Source organism: Paragemmobacter straminiformis (assembly GCF_014243445.1).
Taxonomy (GTDB): domain Bacteria; phylum Pseudomonadota; class Alphaproteobacteria; order Rhodobacterales; family Rhodobacteraceae; genus Paragemmobacter; species Paragemmobacter straminiformis.
Genome location: NZ_JACLQD010000003.1, coordinates 453296 through 471013 on the forward strand (window position 1 = coordinate 453296; position 17718 = coordinate 471013).

17 protein-coding genes are annotated in these 17718 nt (G+C 66.6%); 7 read left to right on the forward strand and 10 right to left on the reverse strand.

The window, feature by feature from the left end:
• The first annotated feature begins 86 nt into the window (after window positions 1–86).
• Entirely contained in the window at window positions 87–776 is a 690-nt protein-coding gene (locus H7F16_RS12675; RefSeq protein WP_185797967.1) for a rhomboid family intramembrane serine protease, read from the forward strand.
• Here the strand turns inward: H7F16_RS12675 and murJ are convergent.
• From murJ to H7F16_RS12690, 3 genes are read right to left on the reverse strand one after another with little or no spacing between them, the layout of a single operon-like run.
• Window positions 773–2308, reverse strand: a complete 1536-nt coding sequence (murJ, locus tag H7F16_RS12680; RefSeq protein WP_185797968.1) for a murein biosynthesis integral membrane protein MurJ — start codon at window positions 2306–2308, stop codon at window positions 773–775. The genes H7F16_RS12675 and murJ overlap by 4 nt on opposite strands.
• Entirely contained in the window at window positions 2308–5097 is a 2790-nt protein-coding gene (locus tag H7F16_RS12685) for a [protein-PII] uridylyltransferase (protein ID WP_185797969.1), read from the reverse strand. Before H7F16_RS12685 ends, murJ begins: the two co-directional genes overlap by 1 nt.
• Before the next feature lie 13 nt (window positions 5098–5110).
• Window positions 5111–6271, reverse strand: a complete 1161-nt coding sequence (locus H7F16_RS12690) for a penicillin-binding protein activator (protein ID WP_185797970.1) — start codon at window positions 6269–6271, stop codon at window positions 5111–5113.
• 106 nt (window positions 6272–6377) lie between these two features.
• Between H7F16_RS12690 and rsmI the strand changes: the two genes are divergently transcribed.
• The 3 genes from rsmI to gshB are packed head-to-tail and all read left to right on the forward strand — an operon-like array spanning window position 6378 to window position 8620.
• Window positions 6378–7262, forward strand: a complete 885-nt coding sequence (gene rsmI / locus H7F16_RS12695; RefSeq protein ID WP_185797971.1) for a 16S rRNA (cytidine(1402)-2'-O)-methyltransferase — start codon at window positions 6378–6380, stop codon at window positions 7260–7262.
• Window positions 7262–7615 carry a YraN family protein gene (locus H7F16_RS12700; RefSeq protein WP_185797972.1) on the forward strand — a complete coding sequence of 118 codons (354 nt, stop codon included), beginning with the start codon at window positions 7262–7264 and terminating at the stop codon, window positions 7613–7615. Before rsmI ends, H7F16_RS12700 begins: the two co-directional genes overlap by 1 nt.
• A gap of 60 nt (window positions 7616–7675) precedes the next feature.
• The gene (gene gshB / locus H7F16_RS12705) at window positions 7676–8620 is read left to right on the forward strand and encodes a glutathione synthase (protein ID WP_185797973.1); all 945 of its coding nucleotides are present in this window, start codon (window positions 7676–7678) and stop codon (window positions 8618–8620) included.
• Between the two features lie 7 nt (window positions 8621–8627).
• Here the strand turns inward: gshB and H7F16_RS12710 are convergent, their stop codons facing one another.
• The 4 genes from H7F16_RS12710 to cobU form a co-directional block, all read right to left on the reverse strand.
• On the reverse strand, window positions 8628–10139 hold the full coding sequence (locus tag H7F16_RS12710; RefSeq protein ID WP_185797974.1) for a YifB family Mg chelatase-like AAA ATPase: 1512 nt from the start codon (window positions 10137–10139) through the stop codon (window positions 8628–8630).
• 37 nt (window positions 10140–10176) lie between these two features.
• Window positions 10177–11049, reverse strand: coding sequence for a glutathione S-transferase (locus H7F16_RS12715; RefSeq protein ID WP_185797975.1), 873 nt, complete (start codon window positions 11047–11049; stop codon window positions 10177–10179).
• A 74-nt stretch (window positions 11050–11123) separates the two neighbouring features.
• A complete protein-coding gene (locus H7F16_RS12720; protein ID WP_185797976.1) occupies window positions 11124–11708 on the reverse strand; it encodes a histidine phosphatase family protein in 585 nt (194 codons plus the stop codon).
• The gene (gene cobU / locus H7F16_RS12725; RefSeq protein WP_185797977.1) at window positions 11699–12229 is read right to left on the reverse strand and encodes a bifunctional adenosylcobinamide kinase/adenosylcobinamide-phosphate guanylyltransferase; all 531 of its coding nucleotides are present in this window, start codon (window positions 12227–12229) and stop codon (window positions 11699–11701) included. Before cobU ends, H7F16_RS12720 begins: the two co-directional genes overlap by 10 nt.
• A 122-nt stretch (window positions 12230–12351) precedes the next feature.
• Here cobU and H7F16_RS12730 point away from each other — a divergent pair, with 122 nt between their 5' ends.
• Window positions 12352–13230, forward strand: coding sequence for an RNA polymerase factor sigma-32 (locus H7F16_RS12730; RefSeq protein ID WP_185797978.1), 879 nt, complete (start codon window positions 12352–12354; stop codon window positions 13228–13230).
• Window positions 13227–14039: a ChaN family lipoprotein gene (locus tag H7F16_RS12735; RefSeq protein WP_185797979.1), complete on the forward strand. Its 813-nt coding sequence runs from the start codon at window positions 13227–13229 to the stop codon at window positions 14037–14039. Before H7F16_RS12730 ends, H7F16_RS12735 begins: the two co-directional genes overlap by 4 nt.
• On the opposite strand, the gene H7F16_RS12740 is transcribed toward H7F16_RS12735, so the two are convergent.
• From H7F16_RS12740 to coaBC, 3 genes are read right to left on the reverse strand one after another with little or no spacing between them, the layout of a single operon-like run.
• Entirely contained in the window at window positions 14036–15079 is a 1044-nt protein-coding gene (locus H7F16_RS12740) for a HesA/MoeB/ThiF family protein (RefSeq protein ID WP_185797980.1), read from the reverse strand. The genes H7F16_RS12735 and H7F16_RS12740 overlap by 4 nt on opposite strands.
• Complete coding sequence (gene dut / locus H7F16_RS12745; protein ID WP_185797981.1) at window positions 15076–15543, reverse strand: dUTP diphosphatase; 468 nt, start codon at window positions 15541–15543, stop codon at window positions 15076–15078. The genes H7F16_RS12740 and dut overlap by 4 nt, the downstream gene beginning before the upstream one ends.
• Window positions 15540–16733: a bifunctional phosphopantothenoylcysteine decarboxylase/phosphopantothenate--cysteine ligase CoaBC gene (gene coaBC / locus H7F16_RS12750; protein ID WP_185797982.1), complete on the reverse strand. Its 1194-nt coding sequence runs from the start codon at window positions 16731–16733 to the stop codon at window positions 15540–15542. The genes dut and coaBC overlap by 4 nt, the downstream gene beginning before the upstream one ends.
• 149 nt (window positions 16734–16882) lie before the next feature.
• Between coaBC and H7F16_RS12755 the strand changes: the two genes are divergently transcribed.
• Window positions 16883–17671 (forward strand): transporter substrate-binding domain-containing protein, encoded by a 789-nt coding sequence (locus H7F16_RS12755; protein WP_185797983.1) that lies wholly within the window; start codon window positions 16883–16885, stop codon window positions 17669–17671.
• Window positions 17672–17718: the final 47 nt, after the last annotated feature.

Below are 17718 nucleotides of genomic sequence, written 5' to 3' on the forward strand. Positions count from 1 at the left end.
GGCCCTTGTCTGGAAGTTTTACGGGTTTCGGCTTATCGCTGGGGCTTCGGCGCGTCAATCAAAGCGCGAAAAGGAAAGAGTGACCGATGGATGACCGCAACGCCCCGCCGTTGAACCCGCTGCCGCCTGTCGTCTGGGCACTGGCCCTGCCGATCATTGCGATGGAGGTGGTGCTTGGCCTTGGCGCAAGCGGGCTTGCGGGCGGGATGGAGGGCGCGGGCTGGCGGCTGGTTGCGATGGAGCGCTTTGCATTCTCGCCCGATCTGATGCGGTTGATGATCGAGCGGGGGGAATATCCGTGGCAGCACGTGTTGCGGCTGGTCGCCTATCCCGTGGTGCACGGGAATACGACGCATGCGATCTTTGCAGGGGTGATCCTGCTTGCCCTTGGCAAGATGGTGGGCGAGGTGTTCCGCTGGTGGGCGGTGCTGGTGGTGTTCTTCGGCGCGGCCCTTGCGGGGGCTGCGGCCTATACGCTGGTGCCGGCCATCCATGCGCCGCTGATCGGGGCCTATCCGCCGGTTTACGGGCTGATCGGGGCGTTCACCTTTCTGCTTTGGGTGGGGCTTGCCGCGCAGGGGGCGAACAAGCTGCGGGCCTTTTCGATGATCGGCTTCCTGCTGGGCGTGCAGTTGCTGTTCGGCCTGCTGTTCGGCGGGGGCTGGGAATGGCTGGCCGACGTTGCGGGGTTCGGCGCGGGGTTCGGTTTGTCTTTCGTCGTCAGCCCCGGCGGTTGGGCGCGGGTGATGGCCAAGCTGCGCCAGCGCCAGCGCTAGCGGCGCAAGGCGCGCAGGTCTGACGGGCGGAAGGCTTTGAACAGAACGCCCGCAGCCGCATAGGTGACGATGCCAAGCAGGATCAGCGCCGACAGCGCCGCATACCGCCAGCCGTGCAGCGCGAGGGCGGGGGCAAGCAGGGTCTGGCCGCCCCAAAGCGCCGCGCCCATGACAGCCGAGGCCGCGACGATGCGGGGCGCGCGGTGGCGCATACGGTCATCGAAATGCGCTTCGGGGCCCATCGCCTGCGCGCCGCGCCAGAGTTGCCAGACCATGACCCAGCCCGACAGCGTGGTGGCAAGGGCGGCTGCGGAAAACCCGATCAGGGGCAGCAGGCCCACGGCGATGGCCACGTTTACCAGCATCGAGATGGCGGCATAGTTGAACGGGCGGCGCGTGTCCTCGCGGGCGTAGTAAAGCGGCTGGAACACCTTGTGCAGCACGAAAGCGGGCAGGCCCGCGCCGTAGATGGCAAGGGCAAGCGCCGTCGCGGTGGCATCGGCGGCGGTAAAGGCGCCGCGCTGGTAAAGCACGGTCGTCAGCGGCAGGGCCATGACCACCAGCGCAACGGCGGCAGGCACGGTCAGCAGCAGCGCGAACTCGGTGCCACGGTTGAAGCTGGCGCGGCCCCCCGTCGCATCGCCCGCGCGCAGGCGGCGCGACAGGTCGGGCAGAAGCACCGTGCCGATGGCGATGCCGACAACCCCGAGGGGGAGCTGGTAAAGCCGGTCGGCATAGACGAGCCAGGAGACAGCGCCTTCGGTGTAGCTGGCGACCTGACGCCCGACGAGCAGGTTGATCTGCACCACGCCCCCCGCCAGTACGGCAGGGGCGGCGATCTTTGCCAGACGCACCAGTTCGGGCGTGAGCCGTGGCAATCCGGGGTGGAAGCGGAAGCCGATGCGATGGGCCGCGACCCAGGTAAAGGCAAGCTGTGCGATGCCGGTGACGGGAACGGTCCAAGCCAGCGTCAGGCCCATGTCCCAGCCCGCGCGGGCTGCGACAAGCATGGCGGCGATGAAGATCAGGTTCATCAGAACCGGCACGAAGCCCGCTTCGGTGAAATGGCCGAAGGCGTTCAGAACGCCTGAAAGCAGGGCGACGAGCGAGATGAACAGGATGTAGGAAAAGCAGATCTGCCCGAACACCACCGCCATGTCGAAACGGGCATCGCCCGCAAAGCCCGAGGCCATCGCCCAGACGAGCCACGGCATGGCGAGCGTGCCGATGACGGAAAAGACGATCAGCACGGCGGCAAGGCCATTGAAGGCATCGCGGGCGAAACCCTTGGCGTCCTCGCCCGCTTCCAGTTTCTTGGCGAACATCGGCACGAAGGCCATGTTGAAGGCGCCCTCGGCAAAGAAGCGGCGGAACATGTTGGGCAGGGAAAACGCGACGTTGAAGGCATCGGCCACCGGCCCCGCGCCAAGATAGGCGGCCATCATCACGTCGCGGGCAAAACCTGCACCGCGCGACAAAAGCGTCCATCCGCCGACCGTCAGGACAGAGCGGATCAGCCGGATCGGTTGCATTAGCCCTGTGCCCGTTCGGCGCCTTCGGAGATCGCTTGGCGCAGCTTCCTTTCGAGCGCCTCTTGCCGCGCTTTCTGGTGCAGTTTCAAGCCGAACATGTCCTTGACGTAGAAGGTGTCGACCACCTGCGCACCGAAAGTCGCGATCACGGCGCTGGCGATGTAGATGTTGTTCGCCGCCAGCGTGCGCGTCAGGTCATACAGCAGGCCCGGACGGTCGCGGGTGTCGACCTCGACGATGGTGTAGATTTCCGACCCTTCGTTGTCGAAGGTGATGTGGGTCGGGAAACGGAACTCGCGTTCGCGCTTCTTGATCTTGTCGCGGTCCTTCAGCGCCTCGCGGGCCAGAACCTCGCCCTTGAGGGTCTTGTGGATCATCTGGCTCAGGCGGGGCAGGCGGCTGACCTCGTAGGGTTTGCCCTCGGCGTCCTGGATCCAGAACACGGCGGTGGCGTAGCCGTCCTTTGACGTATAGGTCCGCGCGTCGACCACGTTGGCCCCGACCAGCGCCAAGGCCCCCGCAAGGCGCGAGAAGATGCCGGGGTGGTCGGCAAGGGCGAATGAGGCGCGGGTGGCATCGCGGTCAGGGTCGGGGTGCAGGTCGATGCGGATTTCGTCGTCGCGCAGGCCGCGCAACTGGTTGGCAAAGATGACATGGCTGTCGGTCGGCAGGCCCTGCCAATAGGGCGGGTAATGGCGGGCGCATTCGGCACGCAGGTCGTCTGCCGTCCATTCGGTCAGGCGCTGTTGCAGCGCGCGCTTGGCTTCGTCCTCGCGCTTTTCGCGGTTGAGGGTTTCAAGCCCGCCTTCCAGCGCGTCGGAGGTCTTTTGGTACAGCTGGCGCAGCAGCATGGCTTTCCAGTTGTTCCACGTGCCCGGTCCCACGCCGCGGATGTCGCAGACCGTCAGCACGGTAAGCAGATCAAGCCGTTTGCGCGATTTCACCGCCTTGGCAAAGTCGCGCACGGTGCGCGGGTCGCCGATGTCGCGCTTTTGCGCGGTGTCGGACATGAGCAGGTGATAGCGCACCAGCCATTCGACGGTTTCCGATTCCTCGGCCGTCAGGCCAAGGCGCGGGCAGACGCGGCGGGCGATCTGCGCGCCGATGATGGAATGGTCCTCGGGGCGGCCCTTGCCGATGTCATGCAGCAGCAAGGCGACGTAAAGCACCTTGCGGTTGACGCCATCCTTGAGGATGCCCGAGACGACGGGAAGCTCCTCGACCAGCTCGCCGCGCTCGATCTGGGCAAGGATGCTGATGCATTGGATGATATGCTCGTCGACCGTGTAGTGATGGTAGACGTTGAACTGCATCATCGCGACGATGGGTTCGAATTCGGGGATGAAGGCCGAGATCACCTCGAGCTCGTTCATCCGGCGCAGGGCGCGTTCGGGATTGCCGTGACGCAGGAGCAGGTCGATGAAGATCTGCACGGCCTCGGGGTCGGTCCGCATGTCTTCGTCGATCAGGTGCAGGTTCGACGCGATCAGGCGCATGACGTTGGGGTGAAGCAGGTAGCCGGTGCGCAGCGCCTCTTCGAAGACGCGCAGAAGGTTCAGCTTGTCGGCGAGGAAGGTCTTGGCCTCGGCCACGTCGATGCGGCCCTGCACCAGTTTGAAGCCGGCCTTGACGCGTTTGGTGCGCTTGAACATTCCCAGAAGGCTGGCTTCGGGCTTGGCGTGGCGCGCTTCGAGTTGCGTCAGGAACACGCGGGTCAATTCGCCCACGCGGGTGGCGTGGCGGAAGTAGTCCTGCATGAAATGCTCGACCGCGCGGCGGCCTCCGGCATCGCGGTAGCCCATGCGGGCCGCGACCTCGACCTGCAGGTCGAAGGTCAGCGTATCGGTGGCGCGGCCGGTGACGTAATGCAGGTGGCAGCGCGCGGCCCAGAGGAAATCTTCGGCGCGGGTGAAGATGCCGTATTCCTCGCGGCTGAGCAGGCCGATCTGCACCAGCCCTTCGGCGCTGGGCACACGGTTGAGGTATTTGCCGATCCAGTAAAGCGTTTGCAGGTCGCGCAGGCCGCCTTTGGCCTCTTTCACGTTGGGTTCCAGCACATAGCGTTGCCCGCCCTGCCGCTTGTGGCGTTCGGCGCGTTCGGCGAGTTTGGCTTCGATGAATTCGGGGCCGGAATTGCGGAACAACTCGCCCCAGAGACGGTCGCCGAGTTCGGTGGACAGGGGTTCGTATCCGGCGACGAAGCGGTGTTCCAGAAGGGCGGTGCGGATGGTGACATCCTCGCGCCCGAGGCGCAGGCAGTCTTTGACCGTGCGGCTTGAGTGGCCGACCTTAAGTTTCAGGTCCCACAGCATGTAAAGCATCGATTCGATGACGCTTTCCGCCCAGGGGGTGATTTTCCACGGGGTGAGGAACAACAGGTCCACATCGGAATGCGGGGCCATTTCGGCACGGCCGTAGCCGCCGACGCCAAGAACGGCGATCCGCTCGGCCTCGGTCGGGTTCGGAAGCGGATGGAGGTGGTCGAGCGCCACGTGGAAGGCGGTGATGACCAGCCCGTCGGTCAGATGCGCCTGTGCGCGGATCAGCGGGCGGGCGGCATGGGGGCGGCGGGTGAAGGCCTCGGCCAGCAGGGCGTTGGCGCGGGACTTGGCCTCGAGCAGATGGCGCACGGCGATGGCGCGGGCGGCCTTGGCATCGGGGGCGGTGGCGATTTCGGCGCCAATGGCGGCGCGCAGGGCGGGGACGTTCACAAGATCGGACCCCGGCACGAGCAACTCGGCCGGGGCTTGGGTCAGGATCGCGGGGGCGGCCAGTCGGGCCGGTGACATCGGGGGCGCCGCCTCAGAAGCCGGCGCCGCCGAAGCTGCGGGGAGCGGGGTCGATCACGACAACGGTGCCGTTCTGGATCTGCGCCACCGCAAGGCCGCGTTCGTTGGTGCCGTCGGCCAGAAGGCGGAAGACGCCGTTCACTCCGGCAAAGCCCGCGCCCTGGGTCAGCGCCGCCCGGTCAAGGCCCGCGCCCTGTTTGGCCAATGCGCCGATGGCGGCGATGGCGTCATAGGCGACGGCGGACACGGGATGGGGTGCCTCGCCGAAGGCGGCGGCGTAGCGGACCTGATATTGCGCGTAGAGCGCGGGGTCCGGAACGGCGAACCAGCCGCCTTGCACGCCGGGAAGGGCGAGCGTGGCCGAGGGGATGTCCCAGCGCGTCAGGCCGATATACTGGAAAACGGCAGGGCTGACGCCGTTCTCCGACAGGAGCTGCGAGACGAGCGGCAGGGCACCGGCCGCATCGGCCGTCAGGAAGACGGCCTGCGCGCCCGAGGATTTGGCCTGCGCGGCAATGCCCGGAACCGCCTGCACGATGCCGTTCTGCGAGAATTCGTAAGACCCCTGCGCCACGACCGACCCGCCCGCCGCAGAAATGCCGCGCTGGATGGCGTTGCGACCGGCCTCGCCCGAGGTGTTCTGGTCCGAGACGATCATGATCTTCGACTTGCCGCTTTTGACGGCATAGGAGGCCAGACGCTTTGCGCTGTTGTCGAAAGTGGGGCCAAGGACGAAGACATTGCCCCCCGCGATGGCGGGGTTGTTCGAGAAGGACAGCACGTTCACGCCCGATGCGGCGACGGCCACGCCTGCGGCATTGGCCTCTTCGGCGCGCAGGGGGCCGACGATGATCTTGGCGCCATCGGCCACGGCCTGTTGCGCGGCGCTGGCGGCCTGTGCGGGGCTGGCCGCCGTGGGATAGACGCGCAGGTCGATCTGGACCGAGGCAAGATCGGTGATCGCCATGCGCGCCGCATTCTCGAGGCTGCGGGCCAGAAGCTCGTCAGACGCGTCGCCCGACCCTGCGGGGACAAGCAGCGCCACGGCGACGGGTTTGCCCGCGTCGAGGCCCGCCCCGGTCGAGACGGGTTCGCAGGCGGCAAGCGCGAGCGCGGCAAGAGCTGCGGCCGCAAGGGCCAGTGACTTGCGGGCGCGTGACAAAACAGAGAACATGCGACTTCCTCATTCCTTGGGGGCGCAGCGGCTTTACAGCACATGAATGGCTTGCAAGCCTAGGATGTTCCCTGCGGGAAGTAAACTTGTCAGGGGAGCGACCACGATGACACAGCACGGGCCGGGCGGCGGCAGCTATACCATCGGCGGAAAGCCCCTTGCGGCGGGGTTGTATCTGGTCGCAACGCCGATCGGCGCGGCGCGGGACATCACCTTGCGCGCGCTCGACATCCTCGCCACGGCCGATGTGCTGGCGGCCGAGGACACGCGGACCCTGCGGCACCTGATGGAGATCCACGGCATCGGCCTTGGCGACCGGCCACTGGTGCCCTGCCATGACCATAACGAGGCTGCGGCCAGCCCGCGCCTGCTGCGCGCCATCGAAGAGGGCAAGTCGGTCGCCTATGCCTCCGAGGCGGGAACGCCGATGGTGTCGGACCCCGGCTTCCCGCTGGCCCGCGCGGCCATCGCGGCGGGCTTGCCGGTGATCGCGGCACCCGGCCCTTCGGCGGCCCTGTGCGCGCTGACGGTTTCGGGACTGCCCTCGGACCGGTTCCTCTTTGCAGGCTTCGCCCCGGCGGCGGCCGGAGCGCGACGGACCTTCCTCGAGGGTCTGAAGTCGATGCAGGCGACGGTGATCTTCTATGAATCGCCCAAGCGCATTAACCAAATGTTGGAAGAATTGTCGCAGAACTGGGGGGCAATGAGGCAAGCTGCCTTGTGCAGAGAACTGACGAAGCGATTCGAGGAAGTGACGCGGGGCACGCTGGGCGAACTTGTCGAGGCCTATGCCGGACGGGACGTGAAGGGTGAAATCGTGCTGCTTGTCGATCGCGCGGCAGAGCGGGTCGCGGATACCGCCGATTGGGAAGCGGCACTCGAAGCGGCGCTGGAACGGATGACGGTGAAGGATGCGGCGGCGATGGTGGCGGAAGCCTATGACCTTCCCCGGCGCGAGGTGTATCAGGTGGCCCTGAAGCGGGGGAAATGATGAGCGGTGCGCGGAGCTATCACGCCGGAGTGGCGGCGGAAGAACAGGTTGCGGGGCATTACGGCCGATCGGGCCGTGAGGTTTGTGCGCGGCGCTGGCGTGGCGCGCGGGGCGAAATCGATATCGTCGCGCGGGACGGGGACAGTGTGATCTTCATCGAGGTCAAGCAAAGCCGGACCCATGCCGAAGCGGCCGAACATCTGACCCGGCGGCAGATGGACCGGATTTACGGTGCGGCGGAAGAATTTCTTGCAGGAGAGCCGCGCGGATTGATGACGGATGCGCGTTTCGACGTGGCTTTGGTCGATGCGATGGGCCGGATCGAGATTCTGGAAAACGCCTTCGCGGCCTGACCCGTTTGCATCCCGACTGTTGTTGCGCCATCAAGGGAGCAACAGATGAAGGGGATGGCCATGCCGCTCAAGGTTGCCTTGCAGATGGACCCGATCGGGTCGGTCAATATCAATGCCGACAGCACATTCCGCATTGCGCTTGAAGCGCAGGCGCGGGGGCATTCGCTGTTCTTCTACACGCCGGACCGCCTCGCCTTTGTCGAGGGGCGGGTGACGGCGCGGGGTTGGCCGATCGAGCTGCGGCGCGAGAAGGGCAACCATGTGAGCTATGGCGAGGAGACCGAGGTCGATCTTGCCGATTTCGACGTGGTCTGGCTGCGGCAGGACCCGCCCTTTGACATGGGCTACATCACCACGACGCATTTGCTCGAGATGATCCACCCGAAAACGCTGGTCGTGAACGATCCGTTCTGGGTGCGCAATTCGCCCGAGAAGCTGTTGGTCCTGCGGTTTCCGCAGCTGATTCCGCCGACCGCCATCGCCCGCGATCTGGCGACGATCCGGGCTTTCAAGGCGCGGCACGGGGATATCATCCTGAAGCCGCTTTACGGGAACGGCGGGGCGGGGGTGTTCCGCTTGGACCCGAATGACCGCAATCTGTCGTCCTTGCACGAGCTGTTCACGGGGATGAGCCGCGAGCCGTTGATCGTGCAGAAGTTCTTGCCCGATGTGGCCAAGGGCGACAAGCGGGTGATCCTTGTCGATGGCGAGGCTGTGGGCGCGATCAACCGCGTGCCGCAGGCGGGAGAGACGCGGTCGAACATGCATGTCGGCGGGCGGCCCGAGAAGATCGGCCTGACGCCGCGCGATCTGGAGATCTGCGCCACCATCGGCCCGGTGCTGAAGGAAAAGGGGCAGGTCTTTGTCGGCATCGACGTGATCGGCGACTACCTGACCGAGATCAACGTGACCTCTCCCACCGGTTTGCAGGAGTTGGAGCGGTTCGACGGGACCAATGCCTCGGCCCGCATCTGGGAGGTGATCGAGGCGAAGCGGGGGCGGTGACCCGCGCCTAGCCTGCCGTGGGTGGCATGCGGTAGCTGACGGCTTCGGCGACATGCGGTTTGCGGACATGGTCCGAGCCGTCGAGATCCGCGATGGTGCGGGCCACGCGCAGCACGCGGTGGTAGCCACGGGCCGAGAGGCCGAAGCGTTCCGCGACCCTTGCCAGCAGGTCGCGGCCTTCGGCATCGGGGGTGGCGGTCTGTTCCAGCAGCGCGCCTTCCATGTCGGCATTCACGCGCGCCCTTTCATGCCCTGCGAAACGTGCGCTTTGCCGGGCACGGGCGGCTTGCACGCGGGCGGCGACGGTGGCCGAGCTTTCGCCGTTCGCCGGAAGGTCGAGATCGGTATAGGACACCGGCGGCACCTCGACCCGCAGGTCGAAGCGGTCCATCAGCGGGCCCGAGATGCGGCCCATGTAGTCGGAGCCGCAGACCGGAGCCTTGGCGCAGGCGCGGGCGGGGTCGCTCAGATATCCGCATTTGCAGGGGTTGGCGGCGGCGACCAGCAGGAAGCGGCAGGGGTAGCGGACATGGGCATTGGCGCGGGCGACCACCACCTCGCCCGTCTCGATCGGTTGGCGCAGCGTGTCGAGCACCTGTCGCGGGAATTCGGGGAATTCGTCGAGAAACAGCACCCCGTTGTGCGCGAGCGAGATCTGCCCCGGTTTCGCGCCCTTGCCGCCGCCCACGATGGCGGCCATCGACGCGGTGTGATGCGGTTCGCAAAAGGGGCGGGTGCGCGAGATGCCGCCTTCGTTCAAAAGCCCAGCGAGGGAATGGATCATCGAGGTTTCCAACGCCTCTTGCGCCGAAAGGGGGGGCAGGATGCCGGGCAGGCGGGCGGCTAGCATGGATTTGCCCGACCCCGGTGTCCCTGACATGAACATGTGGTGGCGCCCCGCCGCCGCGATTTCCAGCGCCCGTTTGGCGCGTTCCTGTCCCTTGACCTCGGCCATGTCGCGTTTGAGCGGATCTGCCACCACCTCGCCCGCTTCGGCGGGTGGCAGGGGGCGCTGGCCGGTGTAGTGGCGCACCACCTCGTCCAGCGAATTGGCGGCGAGAACTTCGGTCGCACCGACCCAAGCCGCCTCGGCCCCGCAGGCGCGGGGGCAAAGAAGGGCCTTGTCCTCTTCCGCCGCTGCCATCGCAGCGGGAAGCGCGCCGACGACGGGCATGAGACGGCCGTCGAGGGAAAGCTCGCCCAGCGCGATGACGCCCGCCACTTCGTCCTTCGGGATGATCTCGAGCGCGGCGAGAAGGGCGAGGGCGATGGGCAGATCGAAATGCGACCCCTCTTTCGGCAGGTCGGCGGGCGAGAGGTTCACGGTGATGCGCTTGGCGGGCAGCGCGATGGACATTGCCCCCAGCGCCGCCCGCACCCGTTCGCGCGCTTCCGACACCGCCTTGTCGGGCAGACCGACGAGGCCGAAATGCGGCAGGCCCGTCGTGATGGCGCATTGCACCTCGACGATGCGGGCCTCGATGCCCTCGAAGGCCACGGTATAGGCGCTGGTAACCATCTTCACCCCTTTGGCCGGAGCCTAGGGGGCGAATGGTTTACGAATGGTAAAGGGCCATGAATTGCGGCCATGCCCCGGGGTCGGCCACGGTCTTGTCGCGGCAGAAGGCGTTGCAGAAGCCGAAGCGGCGGCCGTCCAGTTCCAGCGCATGGGTGACGGGTTTGCCGGAATAGGGGCAGGCGGAGTTGACGGTCCCGCCCCCCTCGACCGCGCGGGCGGGCAGGGGCGCGGGGCCGGGCCAGTCGCGGCGGGGATAGGTGCGGAAGTAGAAAGGCTGGTCGGGCAGGTCGACCATGCCCATCGCCCGCCAGCGGCGGAAGGACGGGTGCGAGAGGTGCGCCATCACGTAGTCCATCGCGGCGGGACCGACGGGCAGGTTATAGGTGGCGATGCGGGTGGCGACGGGGGCGTAAAAGGCATCGGCCGCCGAATAGGCACCGCAAAGCCAAGGCGTGGTGCTGCCGGTTTCCGCCCGCGCCCAGTCCCAGAGGGTTTGCAGGCGGGACAGGTCGGCCAGCACCTCGGGCGGGGGGGCGCAATCGGTGTAGCTGACGCGCAGGTTCATCGGGCAATGCGAGCGGAGCGCCGAAAAACCGGCATGCATCTCGGCGGCAAGGACACGGGCCACGGCGCGGCCCTTGGGATCGGCGGGCCAAAGACCGGCGTCGGGGTGGCGGGTGGCGAGTTCCTCGGCGATGGCGATGGTTTCGGGGATGACCCAGCCTTCGGGCGTGCGCATGGTGGGGGCGGTTTTCGCGGGGAAATAATCGCGCAACATGGTGGGCAGTTCGTCGGAATAGAGCTTGGCCAGATGCGTCTTTACCGGAATTCCGAAGGCGTCGAACAGCAGCCAGCCGCGCAGGCTCCATGACGAATAGGCGCGGTCACCGATCACGAGGTCATATGTCATATCGTTCCCCTGTTTGACGGGCAGGCTAGGTCAGCGGTGCTGCCCTGCCAAATGGAGATTTGTGCGGCGATCCATCACGGAAGGTGATTGATGGCGTGCAGGTGCCAGCCGTCGGGGCCGTGGTCGATGCGGGTGACGGAGAGGTTGTCGATCTTGTGCGCGAAGACGTCGAGCGGGGTGCAGCCCTTGGCGCGTTGCACCTGTGTCAGGATCGCGCCGAAATGGGCGACGAGGATCAGGTCGCGCCCCCTGTGCGCGGCGATCAGCGCGTCGGTCGCGGCATGGATGCGGGCGGCGGCCTCGTTCCAGCTTTCACCATTGGGGGGGCGATGCTCGCCGGGGTCGTCCCAATAGGCGAAGCTGAGTTCGGGATGGGAGGCGACGATTTCGTCCCATGTGCGCCCGTCCCAGTCGCCGAAGTGCAATTCACGCAAGCCCGCGTCATGCGGCAGGCGATGGCGGCCCCGCGCCAGCGCATCGGCGGTCGCCGTGGCGCGGATCAGGTCGGAGGAGACGAGAAGCGCCCCTTGCGGCAGATGCGCGTTCAGGCGGGCGAGGGTTTCGCTGTCTGACAGGTCAGCGGGCACGTCGCGCCAGCCCACCATCGCCTTTTCATGCGTCGGGCCGTGGCGGACCCACCAGAGGCGTGTCACATCCATGCGGGACGATCCCCTTTGAGCACGATGGGAAGGCCCGCCATCACGCCCAGAACCAGATCGGCCTGCGCGGCGACCTGCTGGTTGAGCCGCCCTTGGGCATCGCGGAAGCGGCGGGCGAGCGCATTTTCGGGAACAATGCCCCAGCCCACCTCGTTCGAGACGATGACGACGGGGGCGGGGCAGGATGAAAGTGCCGCAAGCAGCGCCGCGCCTTCGGCGGCAAGGTCGTGTTCGGCCAGAAGGTGGTTTGTCAGCCAGAGCGTGGCGCAGTCGACCAGAACCGCCTCGTCCGGTTTGGCCGAGGCGAGTGCGGCGCAAAGGTCGAGCGGTGCCTCGACCGTTTCCCACGCGGCGCCGCGGTCGGTGCGGTGGGCTGCGATGCGGTCGCGCATTTCATCGTCCCATGCTTCGGCGGTGGCGATGTAGCGGCGGGGGCGGTTCGTTCGGGTCACCAGTGTTTCGGCCAGACGGGACTTGCCCGAACGCGCGCCGCCGACGACCAGCGACAGGCGGGGAAGCAAGAAAATTTCGTGGGGCGATGATCCAGTCACGGTTTGGCTTCGTATCCTTAACAAAACGGCAAGAAATGTGCCGGTGCGTGCTGTCTGGCCGTGAACGTTCGCAAAGTCGACTGGGGGTTTCTATGGCGCTTGATGGATATAACGACCAGACCATGTCCCGCCAAGCCATGCGGGCCGAGCTTTTGACTGCCGAGGTCGAATTGCAGCTTGCCTATGCCTGGCGCGACCACCGCGACGAGCAGGCGCTGCATCGTCTGGTGACGGCCTATATGCGGCTGGCCATCAGCATGGCGGCCAAGTTCCGCCGCTATGGCGCGCCGATGAACGACCTTATCCAAGAGGCCTCGCTTGGCCTGATGAAGGCGGCGGAAAAGTTCGATCCCGATCGCGGCGTGCGGTTTTCGACCTATGCCGTCTGGTGGATCAAGGCATCGATTCAGGACTATGTGATGCGCAACTGGTCGATGGTGCGCACGGGGTCGACCAGCAGCCAGAAGGCGCTGTTCTTCAACCTGCGCCGCGTGCAGGCCAAGCTTGAGCGCGAGGCGGCGCAGCGTGGCGAGACGCTGGACCAGTTCCAGCTGCGCCAGATGGTCGCCACCGAGGTCGGCGTGTCGCTCTCGGATGTCGAGATGATGGAAGGGCGCTTGTCGGGGTCGGATTTCAGCCTGAATGCGGCGCAGTCGTCTGACGAGGACGGGCGCGAATGGATCGACGCGCTTGAAGACGAACAGCCGCAGGCCGCCGAGCAGGTCGAGGGCGCGCATGACGCGGCGCAGCTGCGCAACTGGCTGGTCAAGGCGATGCAGGCGCTGAACGCGCGTGAACGCTACATCGTGGCCGAGCGCAAGCTGAAGGACGAGCCGCGCACGCTGGAAAGCCTTGGCGAGGAGCTGGGTCTGTCGAAAGAGCGCGTGCGCCAGCTGGAAGCCGCAGCCTTCGCCAAGATGCGCCGCAGTCTGGAGAGCCAGTCGCGGGAAGTGCATCATTTCCTGATATGATGATCTGCGCCGCCCTGATGGCGTTTCTGCTGGCAAGTCCGGCGGCAGCGCGCGAGATCGGGGCCGATGCCTTGGACGCCCTGCCGCAGGTCGACATCGTCCTTTTGGGCGAGGTGCATGACAATCCCTTGCACCACGCCAATCAGGCGCGTGCCGTCGCCGCAATCGCGCCGGCCGCGCTGGTGTTCGAGATGCTTTTGCCCGAACAGGTGAAGCGCCTTCCGAAAGACATGGCGGATGCGGCGAGGGTGGATGCGGCCATCGGCTGGACCGAGAGGGGCTGGCCCGATTTCGCGCTGTATCGACCGATCTTTGCCGCCGCCCCCAAGGCGCGGGTCTACGGTGCCGATGTGCCGCAGCGCGACGTGCGGCGGGCCGCGATGGACGGGGCTGCCGCAGTGATGGCTGGCTTCGGCCTCGACAAGGCCTTGCCCGAGGGCGTGCAGGACCAGCGCGAGACCGAGCTTTGGGCCGCGCATTGCTTTGCCATGCCCAAGGGCGCGATGGCGGGGATGGTGCAGGTGCAGCGCCTGCGCGATGCGGCGCTGGCACGGGCCGCGATACGGGCACTGCGCGAGACGGGCGGGCCTGTGGCGGTGATCCTCGGGGCGGAACATGCGCGCACGGATTGGGGCGTGCCTGCGTTGATCAGGGCGGAAGCGCCGGCCCTGACGGTGCTTTCGGTGGGGCAGGTCGAAGGGTCTGACGGGCCGCAAGACGGGCCGCAACCCTTTGATCTGTGGATCGCCACCGACGGGGTGGCAGGGCGCGACGATCCCTGCGCCGCCTTTGGCGCGACCGCCGGCTAGGCCTTGCCGCAGACGGGGCAATCGGCGCGGCGATGCACGGCGATGACGCGGGTTTCGGCGTAAAGGGCGTCATGGATCATCAGCCGCCCGCGCAGGGTTTCGCCCGCGCCGGTCAGATGCTTGATCGCCTCGGTCGCCATCATCGCGCCGATCACGCCGGGCAGGGGGGCCGCCACGCCCGCCTCGGCGCATGAGGGCACCATTCCGGGGGCGGGGCGGGTGGGAAAGACGCATTCGTAGCAGGGCGAATTCTGCGCCGGATCGAAGAGGGACAACTGCCCCTCCCACTGCGTCAGCGCGCCCGAAATCAGCGGCTTGCCCAGTTTCACGGCCACGCGGTTGGCCATGTAGCGCGTGTCGAAATTGTCGGTGCCGTCAAGGATCAGGTCATAGTCGGCAAACAGGCTTTCGGCATCCGGCTCTGTCAGGCGGCGGTTGTAGGGGCGCACCTCGATAAAGGGGTTGAGCGCGCGCATGGCGATTTCGGCGGAAAAGACCTTGGGCATTCCGATGCGCTGGTCGGCGTGGATGATCTGGCGTTGCAGGTTCGATCCGTCCACCGTGTCGTCATCGACCACGCCGATGGTCCCCACCCCTGCTGCCGCGAGGTAAAGCAGCGCTGGAGAGCCGAGGCCCCCCGCGCCGATCACCAGAACACGGGCGTTCTTGAGCTTGCGCTGTCCCGGCCCGCCGATTTCGCGCAGCATGATGTGGCGGGCGTAGCGGTCGAGTTCGACCTCGCGGAACGGGGCTTTGGGGTCGGTCGGGGCGGGGGCGGCTTTCGGCGCGGCCTTGGCCCGCAGGGCGCGCAGGCCGAAACGGTAGCCAAGTGCCACGATGCCGAAGATGCCGAGAAGCAGCCAGAAGCGCGCATCGGTTCCGGTGGCAAGGCGCAGGGGGTGGCCGTCGGGCAGCGTGAAATGCAGCGCAATGACGGCAAGCCAGAGCAGGCCGAGCAGTGAAAGGCGCAAGCTGCGCGGCAGGCGCAAGGCCGCGCCAAGGCCCCAAAGCATGGCCGCAAGGCCGAAAACGAGGGTCATCTTTTTCCCGTCGAGCCGAAGCCCCCTTCACCGCGTTGCGTTTCGCCCAAGGCATCGACCACGGCAAAGCCCGCCTGAACCACGGGGGCCACGACCAGTTGCGCGATGCGGTCGCCGTGCCCGATGACATAGGGCGCGGGGTCGAGGTTGACGAGCAGAACGCCCAAGGGACCGCGATAATCGCTGTCGATGGTGCCGGGGGTATTGGGCAGGGTGATGCCGTGTTTCAGCGCAAGGCCGGAACGGGGACGGATCTGGATTTCGAAGCCTTGGGGGATTTCGACGCGGATGCCTGTCGGGATGATGGCGCGCTGCATGGGGGTAAGGGCAAAGCCCGCCGCGCGCAGGTCGGGCGGCAGGTTGGCGCGGATATCGGCCCCTGCCGAACCGTGGGTTTCGTAGGAGGGAAGCGGAAGCGAGCGGTCGGCCCAATCCTCCCACAGGATGCGGATGGTCGGGATCATGCCAGCGCATCCGCGATGCGGGCGGCAAGGCGGCGCGCGACCTCGGCCTTGGGCAGGCGGGGCCATGCCTCGGCCCCCGATGCGGTCAGGATGGTGACGGCGTTCTCTGCCCCGCCCATGATGCCTGTGGCGGGCGAGACGTCATTGGCAACGATCCAGTCGCAGCCTTTTCTCGCCAGTTTCGCCTTGGCGTGGTCGATCACATGGTCGGTTTCGGCGGCGAAGCCCACGACAAGGCGCGGGCGTTGCGCTGCGGCGGAAAGGTCGCGCAGGATGTCGGGGTTTTCGGCAAAGGACAGCGCGGGCGGGGCGCCCGAGGCATCCTTTTTCATCTTGCGGTCCGAGGCATTGGCCACGCGCCAGTCGGCCACGGCGGCGGCCATGACGGCGGCATCGGCGGGCAGGGCGGCATTGACGGCGGCGGCCATTTCGGCGGCGGTCTCGACGCGGATGACATCGACGCCATCGGGCGGCGGAACCGAGGCGGGGCCGGTCACGAAGCTGACCCTTGCGCCAAGGTCGCGCAGGGCTGCGGCAATCGCTGTGCCTTGGGCGCCCGACGAGCGGTTGGCGATGTAGCGCACGGGGTCGATGGGTTCGTGTGTGGGGCCCGAGGTGACGATGACATGCTTGCCCGAAAGCGGGCCTGCGGACAGCAGCGCCGTGACGGCGGCAAGGATCGCGGCGGGTTCGGCCAAGCGGCCAAGCCCGTATTCGCCGCAGGCCATTTCGCCCTCGTCCGGTCCGGCAAAGCGGATGCCGTCGCCGCGCAGGGTGGCAAGGTTGCGCTGTGTGGCAGGGTGGTGCCACATGCGGACATTCATCGCCGGGGCCACCAGAACGGGCGTGTCGGTGGCAAGAAGCAGGGTCGAGGCGAGGTCGTCGGCCCGCCCCTGCGCCATGCGGGCGACAAGGTCGGCGGTGGCAGGGGCCACGACGATCAGGTCGGCCACGCGCGACAGCTGGATATGGCCCATCTCGGCCTCGTCCGTCAGGTCGAAGAGATGGGTGTAGACCTTTTCCCCCGCCAGCGCAGACACCGAAAGCGGGGTAACGAATTCCGCCGCCGCCTTTGTCATGACCGGCGTGACCGAAGCGCCCTGCCCGCGCAGGAGGCGGATGAGTTCCAGCGCCTTGTAGGCGGCGATGCCGCCGCCGATGACGAGAAGGATGCGCTTTTGGGCCAGCATGGCAAGCTCCGCCTTGGGGTGGTCCAAGCATTAGGGGCGCGGGGCGGCAAACTCAACCGCTGCATTCGGTTTCGGCGGCGGCGGCTTGCCCTTGCCGCGCGCTGCGCCATAGTGTGACCATCACGCTTTGTGACAGGGAGCTTGCTGCGATGAAACTGACTGCCGCCCTAACCGGCCTTAGCCTTGCCTTTACCGCCACGATGGCCGCCGCGCAGGACCTGCCCGATCTGGGCGGGCGCGAGGTGGTGATCGTGACCGAAAACGCCTATCCGCCGCTGCAGTTCATGGACAAGGACGGCAAGGCCATCGGCTGGGAATATGACGCCGTGGCAGAATTGGCCAAGCGGCTGAATTTCACGGTCAAATACGAGAATACAAGCTGGGACGCGATGATTCCGGCCGTGTCGGAAGGCCAGTATGACATCGGCATGACGGGCATCACCATCAAGGACGAACGCAAGGAGGCGGTCGATTTCTCGGACCCCTACATGCGGTCGGAAATGCTGATGATCGTGCGCGGCGACGAGACGCGCTTTACCGATGCGGCCTCGTTCGCCGCGATCCCCGAGTTGCTGGTTTCGGCGCAGCCGGGGACATCTCCGTTCTATGCCGCGATCTACAACATTCTTGACGGGAACGAGGAAAACCCCCGTGTGGTGAAATTCGAGACCTTCGGCGCCGGGCTCGAGGCGCTCAAGGCCGGTGACGTGGACCTGACGCTGTCGGATTCGACGGCTGCCAACGGCTATGTCGCGGCGTCGAACGGCGGGCTGAAGATCATCGGCGAGCCTTTGGCTTCGGAAGATTTCGGCTTCATCTTCCCCAAGGGGTCGGAGCTTGTCGCCCCGATCAACGCGGGGATCGCGGCGCTCAAGGCCGATGGCACGCTGGATGCGCTGAACCAGAAGTGGTTCGTCGAATACAAGATGGGCGAATGATCGCGCCGCATGTCCACGAGGCCCCGGAGGCGATGCCGGGGCCTTTG